This is a genomic window from Escherichia sp. E2562 (assembly GCF_005781075.1).
Lineage (GTDB): Bacteria > Pseudomonadota > Gammaproteobacteria > Enterobacterales > Enterobacteriaceae > Escherichia.
In genome coordinates, this window is sequence record NZ_VATM01000006.1 from 31,397 (window position 1) to 47,010 (window position 15,614).

Annotated in this window: 16 protein-coding genes, 2 tRNA genes and 1 riboswitch; of the genes, 9 read left to right on the plus strand and 9 right to left on the minus strand. The window is 49.0% G+C overall.

Annotation, left to right across the window (positions count from 1 at the left end):
- Positions 1-8 precede the first annotated feature (8 nt).
- The 7 genes from FEK43_RS11655 to pduA are packed head-to-tail and all read right to left on the minus strand — an operon-like array spanning position 9 to position 6,178.
- Positions 9-359 carry a glycerol dehydratase reactivase beta/small subunit family protein gene (locus FEK43_RS11655; RefSeq protein WP_135407136.1) on the minus strand — a complete coding sequence of 117 codons (351 nt, stop codon included), beginning with the start codon at positions 357-359 and terminating at the stop codon, positions 9-11.
- Positions 349-2,181, minus strand: coding sequence for a diol dehydratase reactivase subunit alpha (locus FEK43_RS11660; RefSeq protein WP_135407133.1), 1,833 nt, complete (start codon positions 2,179-2,181; stop codon positions 349-351). Before FEK43_RS11660 ends, FEK43_RS11655 begins: the two co-directional genes overlap by 11 nt.
- Positions 2,182-2,190: 9 nt before the next feature.
- Complete coding sequence (gene pduE, locus FEK43_RS11665; protein ID WP_131161073.1) at positions 2,191-2,709, minus strand: propanediol dehydratase small subunit PduE; 519 nt, start codon at positions 2,707-2,709, stop codon at positions 2,191-2,193.
- Between the two features lie 14 nt (positions 2,710-2,723).
- Positions 2,724-3,392: a propanediol/glycerol family dehydratase medium subunit gene (locus FEK43_RS11670; protein WP_138158555.1), complete on the minus strand. Its 669-nt coding sequence runs from the start codon at positions 3,390-3,392 to the stop codon at positions 2,724-2,726.
- A gap of 9 nt (positions 3,393-3,401) precedes the next feature.
- Positions 3,402-5,066, minus strand: coding sequence for a propanediol dehydratase large subunit PduC (gene pduC, locus FEK43_RS11675; protein ID WP_130259966.1), 1,665 nt, complete (start codon positions 5,064-5,066; stop codon positions 3,402-3,404).
- Between the two features lie 18 nt (positions 5,067-5,084).
- Positions 5,085-5,897, minus strand: a complete 813-nt coding sequence (gene pduB, locus FEK43_RS11680) for a propanediol utilization microcompartment protein PduB (protein ID WP_064529394.1) — start codon at positions 5,895-5,897, stop codon at positions 5,085-5,087.
- Positions 5,894-6,178 carry a propanediol utilization microcompartment protein PduA gene (gene pduA, locus FEK43_RS11685; RefSeq protein WP_001183614.1) on the minus strand — a complete coding sequence of 95 codons (285 nt, stop codon included), beginning with the start codon at positions 6,176-6,178 and terminating at the stop codon, positions 5,894-5,896. The genes pduB and pduA overlap by 4 nt, the downstream gene beginning before the upstream one ends.
- 511 nt (positions 6,179-6,689) lie before the next feature.
- Here pduA and pduF point away from each other — a divergent pair.
- From pduF to ldtA, 7 genes are all read left to right on the plus strand, one after another.
- Positions 6,690-7,499 carry a propanediol diffusion facilitator PduF gene (gene pduF, locus FEK43_RS11690; protein WP_130257612.1) on the plus strand — a complete coding sequence of 270 codons (810 nt, stop codon included), beginning with the start codon at positions 6,690-6,692 and terminating at the stop codon, positions 7,497-7,499.
- Between the two features lie 204 nt (positions 7,500-7,703).
- Positions 7,704-8,618 (plus strand): regulatory protein PocR, encoded by a 915-nt coding sequence (gene pocR / locus FEK43_RS11695; protein WP_135407131.1) that lies wholly within the window; start codon positions 7,704-7,706, stop codon positions 8,616-8,618.
- Positions 8,619-8,701: 83 nt separating this feature from the next.
- Positions 8,702-8,877, plus strand: a riboswitch (cobalamin riboswitch).
- Between the two features lie 217 nt (positions 8,878-9,094).
- The gene (locus FEK43_RS11700) at positions 9,095-9,529 is read left to right on the plus strand and encodes a cobalamin biosynthesis protein (protein ID WP_135407129.1); all 435 of its coding nucleotides are present in this window, start codon (positions 9,095-9,097) and stop codon (positions 9,527-9,529) included.
- A 134-nt stretch (positions 9,530-9,663) separates the two neighbouring features.
- On the plus strand, positions 9,664-10,209 hold the full coding sequence (gene cobU, locus FEK43_RS11705) for a bifunctional adenosylcobinamide kinase/adenosylcobinamide-phosphate guanylyltransferase (RefSeq protein WP_130222270.1): 546 nt from the start codon (positions 9,664-9,666) through the stop codon (positions 10,207-10,209).
- The gene (gene cobS, locus FEK43_RS11710) at positions 10,206-10,949 is read left to right on the plus strand and encodes an adenosylcobinamide-GDP ribazoletransferase (RefSeq protein WP_135407126.1); all 744 of its coding nucleotides are present in this window, start codon (positions 10,206-10,208) and stop codon (positions 10,947-10,949) included. Before cobU ends, cobS begins: the two co-directional genes overlap by 4 nt.
- 24 nt (positions 10,950-10,973) lie before the next feature.
- Positions 10,974-12,053 carry a nicotinate-nucleotide--dimethylbenzimidazole phosphoribosyltransferase gene (gene cobT / locus FEK43_RS11715; RefSeq protein WP_135407123.1) on the plus strand — a complete coding sequence of 360 codons (1,080 nt, stop codon included), beginning with the start codon at positions 10,974-10,976 and terminating at the stop codon, positions 12,051-12,053.
- Between the two features lie 61 nt (positions 12,054-12,114).
- On the plus strand, positions 12,115-13,050 hold the full coding sequence (gene ldtA, locus FEK43_RS11720; RefSeq protein ID WP_130259961.1) for a L,D-transpeptidase: 936 nt from the start codon (positions 12,115-12,117) through the stop codon (positions 13,048-13,050).
- Between the two features lie 55 nt (positions 13,051-13,105).
- Here the strand turns inward: ldtA and FEK43_RS11725 are convergent.
- Positions 13,106-13,181: transfer RNA gene (locus tag FEK43_RS11725), tRNA-Asn, on the minus strand.
- A gap of 324 nt (positions 13,182-13,505) precedes the next feature.
- Here FEK43_RS11725 and nac point away from each other — a divergent pair.
- Together nac and cbl are read left to right on the plus strand one after the other, a co-directional pair.
- A complete protein-coding gene (nac, locus tag FEK43_RS11730) occupies positions 13,506-14,423 on the plus strand; it encodes a nitrogen assimilation transcriptional regulator NAC (RefSeq protein ID WP_130208639.1) in 918 nt (305 codons plus the stop codon).
- Between the two features lie 101 nt (positions 14,424-14,524).
- Complete coding sequence (gene cbl / locus FEK43_RS11735; protein ID WP_130208637.1) at positions 14,525-15,475, plus strand: HTH-type transcriptional regulator Cbl; 951 nt, start codon at positions 14,525-14,527, stop codon at positions 15,473-15,475.
- A gap of 36 nt (positions 15,476-15,511) precedes the next feature.
- Here cbl and FEK43_RS11740 read toward each other — a convergent pair.
- Positions 15,512-15,587: transfer RNA gene (locus tag FEK43_RS11740), tRNA-Asn, on the minus strand.
- Between the last annotated feature and the right edge of the window lie 27 nt (positions 15,588-15,614).

The following is a 15,614-nucleotide window of genomic DNA, read 5'->3' on the forward strand; positions in this document are numbered from 1 at the left end:
CCTGTGGATTATGAGTGGCATTCCCTGAAGGGAATGCCTTTTACCAGGCGGGCAGCGTTATTGCCGATGCTGCGCCGGGCATGGTTATCTTGTTGATACATCAGCGTAAACAGTGGCGCTGATGCCGGTAAGTTTTTGTAATGCACAATCAGCTTTTCCCGGTCGCAGGCTATGCCAACCAACAGGGGGGACTGACGAGCAGCCTGCCAGGCGCTATCGATGACTTCGCCTGACGGAATATGTTGAATGCGAAAGGGGATACCTTCCTCTTCAATGCCAAGAAGCACCTCAGTCCATGTACTGATACAGTCACCTATTTCCGTAACGACAATAGCGGGCGTATGTTCTTTACTTTCCATGAGCCAACTCCCTGTGCCAGGAAATCAGTAGCCCGGTAGCTACCGCATTGCGCGGGCCTTCACTACCACGGATATTCCCCCGTCCGGCGACCAATCGATAATGCGCCAATGCATCGGTGACTAACTGCGGTACTTCGAAATCCAGCGAAGAACCGCCGACCAGAACGACGAACGGAATATCGCGAATATTTCCGCCTGGACTTACCTGACGTAGCGCGCGCAGGGCATTGGTTACGAAGACGCGCTCTTTCGCACTGCGGCGAACAGCACGTACTTTTTCCAGTGTTAAATCGCCGGGAATAGGCACCAGTTCGTCAGGTTTCACCACACAAACGCGGGCAAATACATGAGGGGACAGCGGAGTAGGGAAGAACTGAACGCTGCCGTCTTCATGGCGTAAATGGAACAGGCTTTCTACTTTTGCCAACGGGTATTTTTTGATTTCTTCTGCCAGATAACGATCATTTAAGCCCAGTTCCCTGGCAATAATCATCGTCACCATGTCGCCCGCTCCCGCAAGGTGAGTGGCTATCATTTCCCCTTTCTGATTGATGATGGAGGCATCGGTAGAACCTGCGCCTAAGTCCAGAATTGCCAGAGGGCGTGTGGTTCCTGGGGTAGTCAAGGCTCCCTGAATTGCAGCTTCTGCTTCAGCGCCTCCGACCTGAACATCAACATGCAGTTTTTGCTTAATTTCACTGGCGATCATCGCCATTTGCAGTCGGTCAGATTTCACCATTGAAGCGATACCCACTGCCTGCTCCAGTGAAAATTCACCAGCCAGCCCACCGGTTACGCTGACGGGAACAGAGGTATCTATCGCCAGTAAATCCTGAATAAAAATTTCGTGGCTGGGTTTATTGGTCAGTTCCGCCATAGTCTGGCGAACATGTTCCAGCATACCGCCGATGTTGGTGCCCGGTTCTCCCGTTACGTTTTCCAGTTTTGAGCACTCGCCGACCGCTTTCATAATGGCATCGGCACCAGCAGCAACATCAACTCGTATTGTACGTCCGGCAGAAAGCAGCTCGATGTTTCCGGCGGGTATCGAACGGGCTTTAACGTCGCCAGAAGGTGTTTTCACCACTACTGCAGAACGGTTGCCTATGAGTGCTCGTGTAACAGGAACGATATTTTTAGTCTCTTCAGCATTGAGGGCGAAAACAGTGGCAATCCCATACGGATTAGACAGGGTTTCGATAACCTTCCCGGGAACGGCGACTTCAATAGCGGCCAGCATGCCGAGCGGAATACGATCGATGTAGAGGACTTCATCAACAATGGGTAAAGGGATTTCCAGGCGGTTACTGACAAGCACGCCATCATCACGTTGCAGAATAACGCCAGTCAGTTGATATCCGGCACGCACGGAGGCGTTTATCATGGTCGCGATATCGGCAAAATCAAATGCCGATGACACGACCAGAATGTACGGTGTATCCGCCGGACGTGTTAACAACTCTTGTGGAGTGATGGTGAGCCCCACGCCCAGTCCCACTCCGCCTGGCGTTTTTGGGTTGTGACCAATCATGGTTGACTCGGTGATGATGGTTTCCGTAATGGTTTCCATCGCCACATCGCCAATGACAGGAGTTGCTTCGTTGATACGAATAAGCGAAATATCGCTGACATTGATGCCGACTTTTTTCGTTGCCTGTGCGAGCGCCTCCTGAATGCCATATACGTTACGCAACGTACCTTTAATTCCGGTGGTTTCCGCAAGGGCGCTGCTCACGAATGACAATTCTCCAGACGTACTGAGCGTCGCCAGAGCAACTTCTGTAGATGAATTGCCGATATCAATGCCTGCTATATATCGCATAGTTCGTCCTTAATCGTCGCCTTTCAGTTTTTTACGCTCGACATAAAGTTCTGCGGCTTCGCGGACAAATGCAGCGCAAATTTTGGCCTGATAACGACGTTCAAGATCGTCAGCAATGGCAATGAGTTCTTGCTTAGTTGAACGATAAGGGCGTAACGCATTATAGATTTCAAGGATGCGATCATCCGGCACTGAGGTAAGCTCGGCGGCACGTTCAAAATTCATCGCCAGACGATCGCGACCAGCATCTCTGGCAATCGCGGCCTGAATACGCAATGTTTCAGGGGTTATGCGCATGTCCTGGGCGGTGACTTTATCGCTGAGTACATTCTCCAGAGTGAAATCGTCGAGCGTTTTATTGGTCGCCGTTTTAACCCATTCCGGATGTTTATTTGCCAGCGGATAATCCGTCACTTTGGCGTTCTGTATTGACGCGTTGGGTGTCGCAGAAACAGGAGCTGCATCCTGTAGACTGTTCATGCGGTTCAACACGTCCCTGACCATCGACTCAATTGCATCGGTATTCATGAAGGTTTCCTTTGTTAAAACGTCACGCGCAGTTCTTGCGGTTTTTTGCCAGTGATCACGTACTTCGTCTCTTTGATATGCAAAATGGCTGATTTGGCCTGGTATTTAGGCCGCGCCATTTGATCGTTGAGGGTCGGAACTGGTTGTGGAGACTCACGCTTCGCATAACGCGCGGCGTTTTTACCAATCTGGCGATAAGTTTCCAGCGTCAACAAAGGCGCTTGCGGGAAAAGTTCCAGGTTAGACAAAGGGGGAAGCCCCTGCTGGTGGATAACCGTGGTGCCTTTTGACTGAATACCAATAGCAATGCCGGAACCACTAAGGCGATCGCCTTCGACTGCTACGAATGCGACATCGGACGATTTAAAACAACGAATCACACGCGCTTTAATGCCTTCTTCTTCAATACCGGCAATCACTTCACGCAAGATGTTTTTATGCGGAATACCGATAATATTGACGGTCTGCGCCAGGCCAAATGCCGGGCCTACAGCAATAATGACTTCATCCTGCTGAGTGCCTTGTTGGGCTTCGCCAATTTCAGTTAAAAAATTTCCGGTATCCGGCGCGGAAGAGACTGTTGCGGCGACAGGTGCGCGAAATGAAACGGACTTGTCGCTGGTTTGCATTTCTGCCAGCACGTCTTCGATAATCTGACGCAGTAATTTTTCGTTAATTTCCATTTCTCACCCTTAGTCAATTTCGTTGGGATCAAGTGCACCGGGAATATTTTTGATCTCTTCCCAGCGTTCCCCTTGCAGGCGGTAACCTGTAGCCGGTCCGGCGTAATCATTGACATCATTGACCGCAGACAGCACTTGTCCGTCATCGACGATAATGGCTGAGGTATGGAGATAATCGCCGGTCAGTTTCGCTTTTTGCATGTTGAGCATGTCCTGAGCGACATCGGTAAAACCGCCTTGCGCCAGGGCTTTCACCACTTCCAGGCTGTTACGGTTTTTATTAATAATTTCCTGGGCGAACTTAATGTCTTCTACGATGTTGCGCTCTGGCATATCTTTCGAACCGTGGGCATAGGTCGCCGCTTCGACCTCTTCATCGGTAATAAGGGGTAATCCCATACCGGCAAAGACAGCCTGTAAGGCGCGTGCGGCTTTATTGCGGATAGCGACAACATCTTCTTCGCGCACCGGTCGCAGACCTCCATCAACCTTCAGGTCACGCTGAATGACGTTGTAATCATCGAAGTCTTCGGCGTCTTCGTTTGAACCGGCAAACATGTTGTCGTAGTTCGGCACAGCGGAAAAACCGGAAGAGATAAAGTCAGTACCCGGCAGAAACTGCATCAGGAAACGCGCGGTACGGCGCATATCTGAGTGGGTAAAGGTCTGGTCATTACTGGAGGCACATTCCAGATCCAGCGATGAGCAAATTAGGTTTTCCGCCAGCACTGCGCGGATGCCTGACGGCACAGCTGATGGAACACCAATGCAGCTTACGGAACCATTCTGCAGCCCCTGTACGCCTGCGGCTTTGGTGATGTAAATGCAACGAGCCTCGAGATAAAGCATTGATTTGCCTTCCGCGTAACCCATCTGTACTTCAGAGCCGGAGCCGGAAGTAAAGCGCATTTTTAAGCCGCGAGAAGCATAAGATGACGCGAGAAATCCTTTTGACCACGGGGTATCATCGCCATCGGTGAAAACAGGTTCCGTGCCGTAAACAGAAATCGTTTCGGCGTAACAGGTGTGGCCTAACATACCGAGTTTCAGTTCGGTGGCTTCTTCCAGTGAACACTGGGTCAAGACGCCCGGGCGCCCTACCTGGGAACCTACCAGCAGAGCGATGGCGTTGAACGGCGCATAGCGAGCCACGGCAACGGTGGTTTCCTGTTCATCAAACCCGCGCCATGCGCCTTCAGCTGCGTCAGCGGCAATTTGTACCGGGTTATCTTTGACGTTAGTGACGTGAGCCTGTTGTGATGGTGTTCGACGGGCGCGCATTTTCTGCATCGCCATCATCATCTCTACCACGTTCATCTGCGAAACCACTTCGACGATTTTGGCGGGCGTCATTGCTGTGGTAAGGGGAACGATATCGCTACGTTTGACATTTGGATCGCACAGCATATTGGCAAGTTTGACCGAATCCATCGCGATGACTTCTTCGGCGCGCGCGAGATTGATGCCGTAACGGGCGATAAAGTGGTCGATCAGGTCAAACTGGCTGGCGGGTTTTCCATCCAGCTCGGTGACGACGCCGTTAACAATTTTGATTGACGGTTTTGGATCGTTCGGGCTTTCCATCGCAATGAAGCCTTCTTCAATCCACTCTTTAACGAAACCGTCCTGGTTGACTGGGCGTTTGGCCAGTGCTTCAAATCTTTTCGATCTCATGAATCAGCCTCAGGGAATTCAGATGTAGGAAGGGCGATCGTTTTTCGGTGTATCGCCGAGAGTCGAAAGTACGGTTTTACCGATTTCGCGTGCGGAGATGACCGCCTGACGGACTGCGCCGGAGTCACCCGAGATAATCAGAATGACTTCATTGCTGTAGCTGGTGCCATGAGCAGGCGAGCTGTATGCCACCACGTCCACATTGGCGGACTTCAGCGCGGTGTCGGCCATCAGAACACCCACAGCGGCTGGAGCGCCAACAATAACGCCGCAAGCCCGTCCCAGTGGTGCACCAAACGCTTTTTCCAGTGCATAGCTGGCGCGGGCGGTATATTGCAGTTCAAGATGCCCGGCTTCGTTGGCATAGACATCACCAAAGGTCCGGTCGAGTTCTTTCAGGGCAACTTCAATACCGCGTTTCACGTCGGAAACATCGTTGCCACCTAAGAGGATTAATGAGCCGTGTCCGGCACCGCCTTTGGTATCGCGAGGAAGTTCAATGCTAATAACTTCAGTGTTCGTAGCTTTTACCGCTTCATCAGCGGCCATAATGTGTGGACCTGCGCCAATACGTGCACCCAGAATGCCAATGGAGCGATAGCGTTTTTCAAGTTTCATCGCGTCCAACAGGGCGCTATCAACGTTCGCAATGACCAGACCTACAGTGTCGCCAATAGCGGTGCCAACAAATTCCGTTAACGTGCAGCTTTTTTCTGCCATAGCCGTCTCTCGTGTTTGATGAGTGGTTTCCGGGAGAACCTCATGCTCTGGCGTCGCTACGCGAGCGATGACCTGCGCCATGATCTGTTCGACCAGTTCATTGCTACTCATGGGTTAATTCCCTTTGGTAAGATTTTTTCGACATCGGTATGTGGGCGGGGAATAACGTGTACGGCTTTTACTTCACCGACGTTACGCGCGGCGGCGGCACCTGCGTCTGTTGCCGCTTTTACAGCCCCGACATCACCACGAACGATGACGGTCACCAGCCCGGAACCTATTTTTTCGTAGCCAACCAGCAATACATTTGCCGACTTCACCATGGCGTCTGCGGCCTCTATGGCGGCAGTTAAGCCTTTGGTTTCTACCATTCCTAACGCTTCTTGTTGCATAAAGACCTCGCCTGGATTTTTTGACGATATGACTATAAAAAAAAGCGAGGAAAAAGAATGGCTGACTTAATCGGCCAATGAGAAAAATAAATAGAGGACAAATATTATAAAATTGCTTTTATAAACTATATGTTATTAATTTATTGGTTGTTTTGTGGGTGTTTCAATGTGAATTAATTGCGTTGGCTGAGCGGGTTAATCGCGAATAATATTTCGTTGGGTTTGGTTCGCGGAAGGGAACTGTGATATTTGTTTAAATTTTATTATGTCATGATGACAATTTTTTATTGTGAAAGTTTGGCGGTAATTATTACTTTCAACACTGATTAACGCTGTGTTGCATGCTTAGGCAATGACAATAATTTGCTATGTCAGCACGATTTTTCCACGAGTCTGTCATGCATGTTGGCAATATTTTCCGCAGAGCAATTTTTATAGTTGCCCTCGATATACACAACAATCAGCAATTCTGTTGGCTGATAAAGAAAAACTTTGTAAAAAAGGTGTCACTATGAATGATTCACTCAAGGCGCAATGCGTTGCCGAGTTTTTGGGCACCGGACTGTTCCTCTTTTTTGGCATTGGTTGTTTGTGTGCCCTCAAACTTGCTGGGGCAAGTCTGGGGCTGTGGGAGATTTGTATTATTTGGGGGTTAGGTATTTCACTTGCTGTTTATCTTACGGCAGGAATTTCCGGCGCTCATCTCAACCCAGCGGTTACGATTGCTCTATGGTTGTTCGCCGCTTTTCCTGGCCGTAAAGTGCTGCCATTTTGTGTGGCGCAATTAGCGGGTGCCTTTGGTGGTGCGGTTCTGGCATATTTTTTATACAGCAATTTGTTTACCGATTTTGAATCTGCCCACAATATGGTTCGTGGAAGTGCAGAAAGTTTACAACTCGCCAGTATCTTCAGTACTTACCCGGCAGCGGCAATAAATGTATGGCAGGCGGCACTGGTTGAAATAGTCATCACGTCTATGTTGATGGGATTGATTATGGCGTTGACCGATGACGGCAACGGTGTACCGAAGGGGCCTCTTGCACCTTTACTGATTGGTATTCTGGTTGCTGTTATTGGTGCTTCTACTGGACCATTAACCGGTTTTGCCATGAATCCAGCGCGTGATTTTGGGCCAAAAATTTTCACCTGGCTTGCGGGTTGGGGAGAAATAGCGATGACTGGCGGACGCAATATTCCTTATTTCATTGTACCCATTATTGCCCCGGTCATTGGTGCCTGCGTTGGTGCGGCGATTTATCGCTTTCTCATTGCACAAAATTTACCTGTCAATAGTGTTACGCCTAAAGATATCCGCGAATAGCGAAATAACCTGGCGGTTATAAACGTTTATTTTTTTACTGTTTGTGATCTGCTTTCCGAACTTATTAAAAAGTCTCCCGCTTCATGGAGGCTTTTGTTATTGTCCTTTGTGCTTCTCGTCAGTAAATCATCAGGGATGATGTGAAGATTAAATGTAAAACAATTGTTTTTTACAATAACAATAAATTAACTGGGAGGTTTTATCATGATTTCTGCGGCGACACTTAATTCAGAACTCATTAATAAAATCGCGCAGGATTTTGCGCAGGCGACCAGCCTTGCGGTTGTCGTGGTCAATATCCACGGTGATGAAATTTCCGAACTTTTTAACTTCACCCCGTTTTGTCAGATGATGCGGCAACACCCACAGCTTAGCACTCGCTGCCGCATGAGCGATCGTTGTGGAGGCCTGGAAGCTTCTAAATCCGATCAACCTTGTATTTACCGTTGCCATGCAGGATTAACCGATTTCTCTATTCCTTTGGTGATTGCCGGGCATTTAGTCGGCTTTGTGTTGTGTGGACAAGTCCGCCTGCGTAATGGTGATGTCGATTTGATCGATATTCTGAATGTCGATGATCGTTGGCAAGCAGATCCCGAATTACTTAATGAATTTCGCAAAGTCCCGGAGATGGATTACTCGCGAGTTATGGCCTCTGCTGATTTGTTGAAGTTGATTGTGGAAAATTGCCTCAAAAAGCAACTCAATTTTGTCGTTATTAAAGAGAATAAACCTCATTCGGATTCAGTTCGTCAGACCCGTGCGTCTAATCCCCACGATAATAAAATGAAAAAAGCATTGCGCTATATTGATGCGCATTTATCAGACGATTTACGCCTGGAGGATGTTGCCTCGCATGTTTATCTAAGCCCTTATTATTTCAGTAAATTGTTTAAGAAATATCATGGGATTGGTTTTAATGCATGGGTAAACCAACAACGCATGGCCAGCGCCCGTGAGTTGCTGTGCCATAGTGACTGGAGCATCGCCAGCATTGCGCGTAATTTAGGCTTCTCTCAAACCAGTTATTTTTGCAAAGTTTTTCGACAGACCTATCAGGTAACGCCGCAGGTTTTCCGTCAGCAAATTAGCGAAAATACGGCTGCGGAAACGGCATAAATTCAATGTAAAAAATGAGGGATGATTAAATATACTCTGGCAGTAATAATTCATTTACGTGTTATGGGAAAATTGAAATCAGCTCATAACATACGCTGACATGTTTGGCACATTTGTGCCTGGGAAGAGGGTGGAAATCCCTCGCAGCCCCCGCTGCTGTAATGCTGACAACCCCGAAAATGCCACTGATCGTGAGATCGGGAAGGTCGGGGGAGGATGACGCTAAGCCAGAAGACCAGCCTGTCAGTTAATACCAACAACTTCGGTGGGAAGTGGGTTGTCTGGAAGCGCCCGGTTGAGCACTGGCGCGTCTTTATACCCCTACCACCCTGAAAGGATCAGGGGATGGCGGCAGCATTTATTTCATTCATCGTCGTGTCGACAGGCACCAGGGCTGCACTTATGGTGTGGCAATCTTTTTTTGTGGCATATCAACCTGACCGTTATTACAGGAAACTAAGCGGAGGGTGGTGGTCATGAAAACGATAAAACCTGAATCGATAGCTCTTTTTTGCCTCTCATCTGGCGATATTGAACTCGCTAAACATCTGGCTGAAATGTTGCCTATTACCTGTTTTGTCGGTGAGGATTGGCAGCAAGGTTTCCTGCCTTTTAACGGTGGGCCAGAACAATCATTATCAGATGCGTATAGCGATTATTCAGTGCTGTTATTGATTGCTGAAAGCGGGACACTCATCCCAGAAAGGCTCCCTCTGCCTGATGGCGTGACGGTAATCTTAATAGCAGAGCACAATACTCGTTTGCTGAATGGCACGGCTGGTGGGGCTGTAGCGTTAATCCATTATCTGAATGAAATGTGTCAATTCAGAGAAACCGTTGCTAATGACACATTTTGTCGGTCGTTAACGCAGGGGAATTGGGCTATTTCACAATGCCTCCCCCATTCGTAATGGATTGAGAATGCTGGATTTTTATTTTTAATACGCGCAGTATTAATCGAAGAAATGTTATTACGGTCAGTAACAGTGGAACATCCATTGCTCTGGTCAATGAATACCATCATACAATTGAACCGGGAGTCCGTATGATGATTTTGGTGACGGGGGGCGCACGGAGCGGGAAGAGCCGGCACGCCGAGGCGCTTATTGGGGACACTCCACAGGTCCTGTATATCGCTACTTCGCAAATTTTTGATGATGAGATGGCCGCACGGATTGAACACCATCGGCAAGGCCGCCCGGCGCACTGGCACACGGTGGAACGCTGGCAAAATCTTGATGAGTTAATTAACGCAGACATTAACCCGCAGGCTGCCGTGTTGCTGGAATGCATTACAACAATGGTGACTAATCTTTTGTTTGAATATGGCGGCGATAAAGATCCTGAAAAATGGGATTATGACGCGATGGAGCAGGCGATTAACGGTGAGATTCAGTCGTTGATTGCCGCCTGTCAACGTTGTACTGCAAAGGTCGTATTAGTGACCAATGAAGTGGGCATGGGGATTGTGCCGGAGAATCGTCTGGCGCGACATTTTCGTGATATTGCCGGGCGGGTAAATCAGCAGCTGGCCGCTGCGGCAGATGAAGTATGGCTGGTGGTTTCGGGTATTGGAGTAAAAATCAAATGAGTAAATTATTTTGGGCGATGCTCTCTTTTATTACGCGTCTGCCTGTACCGCGTCGTTGGTCCCAGGGGCTGGATTTCGAGCATTATTCTCGCGGTATCATTGCTTTTCCCTTAATTGGTTTATTGCTTGGCGCCATTAGTGGAGTGGTCTTCATGGCGTTGCAGGCATGGTGTGGCATACCGCTGGCGGCTCTGTTTAGCGTGCTGGTGCTGGCGCTGATGACAGGGGGATTCCACCTGGACGGCCTCGCAGATACCTGTGATGGCGTATTTTCTGCACGTAGCCGCGATCGCATGTTGGAAATCATGCGTGATAGCCGTTTGGGTACTCACGGTGGTCTGGCGCTGATTTTTGTGGTTCTGGCAAAGATTCTGGTGCTAAGCGAGTTGGCACTGCGTGGCGAACCGATCCTTGCATCGCTGGCGGCTGCATGTGCGGTTAGCCGTGGGACTGCCGCATTGTTGATGTATCGTCATTGTTATGCCCGGGAAGAAGGGCTTGGTAATGTGTTCATTGGCAAAATTGACGGGCGACAAACCTGTGTCACCCTCGGTTTAGCCGCTATTTTTGCTGCCGTATTATTGCCGGGTATGCATGGTGTGGCTGCTATGGTGGTGACGATGGTGGCGATTTTCGTCCTCGGCCAGCTTCTCAAACGGACTCTGGGCGGGCAAACCGGCGATACGCTAGGAGCAGCCATAGAACTTGGTGAACTGGTCTTCCTGCTGGCACTGCTATAAGACTGATTACCGAAGAGACGCTACATGCAAACACTCGCCGAATTATTGAATACGATCCCTGCCATCGATCCTGCCGCTATGTCGCGTACCCAACGGTATATTGATGGGTTACTCAAACCTGTCGGTAGTCTGGGAAGACTGGAGGCGCTTGCCGTACAACTGGCAGGAATGCCGGGACTGAATGGTGTGCCTCATGTGGGCCAAAAAGCAGTGCTGGTTATGTGTGCCGATCATGGCGTCTGGGATGAAGGTGTCGCTATTTCTCCGAAAGCAGTGACAGCCATCCAGGCTGAAAATATGACACGTGGAACAACTGGTGTGTGTGTGCTGGCAGCACAAGCGGGCGCTAAAGTTCACGTGATTGATGTTGGGATTGATACCGTTGAGCCTATCCCAGGGCTTATTAACATGCGTGTCGCACGAGGTAGCGGTAATATTGCCTCGGGTCCGGCAATGAGCCCCTGTCAGGCTGAAGAGTTGCTTTTGGACGTCATACAATATACGCGCGAGTTAGCGAGAAATGGCGTCACGCTGTTTGGTGTGGGTGAACTGGGGATGGCAAATACCACACCGGCAGCGGCGATAGTCAGTGCGATTACTGGACGCGATCCTGAAGAAGTGGTCGGTATTGGCGCAAACCTGCCGACAGATAAACTGGCGCATAAAGTTGATGTTGTTCGTCGGGCAATAACATTGAATCAACCGAATCCACTGGATGGTATTGATGTGCTGGCCAAAGTCGGTGGGTTTGATTTGGTCGGAATGGCTGGCGTAATGTTAGGTGCCGCTTCCTGCGGTTTACCCGTGTTGCTGGATGGATTTCTTTCTTACGCCGCTGCACTTGCCGCCTGCCGGATGTGTCCTGCAATCAAACCGTATCTCATTCCTTCTCACCTGTCGGCAGAAAAAGGGGCGCGTATAGCGCTGTCACATTTGGGGCTGGAGCCTTATCTCAATATGGAAATGCGTTTAGGTGAGGGGAGTGGCGCAGCGCTGGCGATGCCCATCATCGAAGCCGCCTGCGCGATATACAGCAACATGGGAGAACTTGCCGCCAGTAATATTGTTCTACCGTGGAAGACGACTTCTGAATTGAACAGTTAAAAACGAAAAGTCAGATAAAAGCTATAATTATCGGATAGCTTTCGCGACTTAGGAAAGGGACATGATGCGTCGTGTAAATATTCTTTGTTCATTTGTTCTGCTTTTTGCCAGCCATAATAGTCTGGCGGTAACTTATCCACTCCCTCCAGAGGGTAGCCGTTTAGTCGGGCAACCACTGACAATAACGGTTCCTGATCACAATACCCAGCCGCTGGAAACCTTTGCTGCACAGTATGGGCAAGGTCTGAGTAATATGCTGGAGGCGAATCCAGGGGCTGACGTTTTCTTACCAAAGTCTGGTTCGCAACTCACCATTCCGCAGCAACTGATTCTGCCTGCCACTGTACGCAAGGGGATTGTGGTTAACGTCGCTGAGATGCGTCTTTATTACTACCCGCCAGACAGTAATACTGTGGAAGTGTTTCCTATCGGCATTGGTCAGGCCGGGCGTGAAACGCCGCGCAATTGGGTGACGGCCGTTGAACGCAAACAAGAAGCACCAACCTGGACACCGACCCCTAATACTCGCCGTGAATATGCAAAACGAGGGGAGAGCCTGCCCGCATTTGTCCCAGCTGGACCCGATAATCCTATGGGGCTTTATGCCATCTATATTGGTCGGCTTTATGCCATCCACGGTACCAATGCCAATTTTGGCATTGGCTTACGGGTGAGTCAGGGTTGTATTCGTCTGCGCAATGATGACATAAAGTATTTGTTCGATAATGTTCCAGTCGGGACGCGCGTGCAAATTATCGATCAGCCGGTGAAATACACAACGGAACTGGATGGCTCAAAGTGGCTGGAAGTTCATGAACCGTTATCGCGTAATCGGGCGGAATATGAGTCCGACAGAAAAGTGCCATTGCCGGTAACGCCTTCATTGCAGGCATTTATCAATGGACAAGAAGTTGATGTAAATCGCGCAAACGCAGCTTTGCAGCGTCGATCGGGAATGCCTGTGCAAGTTAATTCTGGGGCGAGGCAGATGTTTTAAAATAGTTGTTACGTAGAAAGCAAAAAGCCTGCTTGAAAGCAGGCTTTTTTGAATTTGGCTCCTCTGACTGGACTCGAACCAGTGACATACGGATTAACAGTCCGCCGTTCTACCGACTGAACTACAGAGGAATCGTGTGAACGGGGCGCATATTAATGGCAGCGTTCCGCGATGTCAAAGGGGGAAATGCATTTTTTTGTTCGTTTGCTGGCAATTTCGACAAAGCGATGAACATTCAATCATTTTTGTAATGTTCCATTGTAGTGCATGCCATCCTTTTATGGGGCAATGAACGCTCGTTCTGTAACCCGGACGAAAGGACAAAACAATCATAATCTCTTATTTGACAGGCGATTAGCTTTCGCATTAGCGCTAAATTTAAACTGGCAAGCATCTTGCAATCTGGTTGTGAGTAATACCGGCACTTGGGCCGATTTTTAAAAACCGGAGGCAACATGAACTTCAGACGCCTGAAATACTTCGTAAAAATTGTAGACATTGGTAGCCTGACCCAGGCTGCTGAAGTGTTACATATCGCGCAGCCTGCGCTCAGTCAGCAGGTCGCCACACTGGAAGGCGAGCTGGATCAACAACTTTTGATTCGCACTAAACGTGGCGTTACTCCAACAGATGCCGGAAAAATTCTCTATACCCATGCGCGGGCAATTTTACGTCAGTGTGAACAGGCCCAACTGGCAGTTCATAACGTAGGTCAGACATTATCGGGTCAAGTCTCAATTGGCTTTGCGCCAGGAACCGCCGCGTCGTCTATCACCATGCCCTTATTACAGGCGGTACGTGCTGAATTTCCGGAAGTGATTATCTATCTACATGAAAACAGCGGCGCTGTTCTTAATGATAAACTTATAAATAGCCAGCTTGATATGGCGATAATTTACGAGCATTCCCCTGTGGCAGGTGTATCCAGCCAGGCTTTGTTAAAAGAAGATCTTTTTCTTGTCGGAACACAGGATTTTCCAGGGCAAAGCGTTGATGTTAATGCTATAGCGCAAATGAATCTCTTTCTTCCCAGCGATTACAGTGCCGTAAGACTCCGCGTTGATGAGGCTTTTTCTTTACGGCGACTCACGGCAAAAGTCATCGGTGAAATTGAGTCTATCGCCACGCTTACCGCAGCGATTGCCAGCGGCATGGGGGTTGCAGTGTTACCAGAATCAGCCGCGCGCTCGTTATGTGACGCAGTTAACGGATGGATGTCACGTATTACCACACCGTCAATGAGTCTCTCTTTGTCATTAAATTTACCTGCCAGAGCAAAACTGTCGCCACAGGCACAAGCAGTGAAAGAGCTGTTATTGTCAGTGATCACTCCTCCAGTCATGGAAAAAAGACAATGGCAATTGGTTAGCTAAACGTTATATCTGGATGGAATAAGATGCGGGTTTTTATTATTTGTTATGCCGGGCGTTAGACTTTAACAATAGCGGAATGTCTGATCTGCCCGGAGTTTACCGTGAATTTCCAACAACTAAAGATAATCCGCGAGGCTGCACGTCAGGATTACAACCTGACAGAGGTTGCGAATATGCTTTTTACCTCACAGTCAGGTGTCAGCCGTCATATTCGAGAGCTGGAGGATGAGCTTGGTATAGAAATATTCGTTCGTCGGGGAAAACGACTGCTTGGTATGACTGAACCGGGCAAAGCATTGCTGGTAATTGCAGAACGCATTCTGAATGAAGCCAGTAATGTTCGTCGACTTGCCGATCTCTTTACCAACAATACATCTGGCGTTCTCACTATCGCAACGACGCATACTCAGGCACGCTACAGCTTGCCAAAGGTCATTAAAGCCTTTCGCGAACTTTTCCCGGAAGTGCGGCTTGAGCTTATCCAGGGAACACCACAGGAAATTGCGACGTTGCTGCAAAATGGCGGGGCCGATATTGGCATCGCCAGTGAGCGTCTGAGCAATGATCCGCAACTCGTCGCCTTCCCATGGTTTCGTTGGCATCATAGTTTGCTCGTTCCAGATAATCATCCCTTAACAAAAATTACGCCATTGACGCTGGAATCAATAGCGAAGTGGCCGTTGATCACTTACCGACAGGGGATTACTGGTCGCTCGCGGATTGATGACGCATTTGTCCGCAAAGGTTTGCTGGCAGATATTGTATTGAGTGCGCAGGACTCTGATGTTATCAAAACCTACGTAGCCCTTGGCCTGGGGATTGGATTGGTCGCCGAACAATCCAGTGGCGAACAAGAGGAAGAGAATTTAATCCGTCTGGAAACGCGCCATCTTTTCGATGCTAATACCGTCTGGTTGGGACTAAAACGAGGACAATTACAGCGTAACTATGTCTGGCGTTTTCTGGAACTGTGCAATGCAGGACTGTCGGTTGAGGATATTAAGCGACAGGTGATGGAAAATAGTGAAGAGGAAATTGATTATCAGATATAGCAAAAAGCCCGCTATAAAGCGGGCTTTTCAGAAATTTGGCTCCTCTGACTGGACTCGAACCAGTGACATACGGATTAACAGTCCGCCGTTCTACCGACTGAACTACAGAGGAATCGCTGTTGAGGCACATCTTAACGGC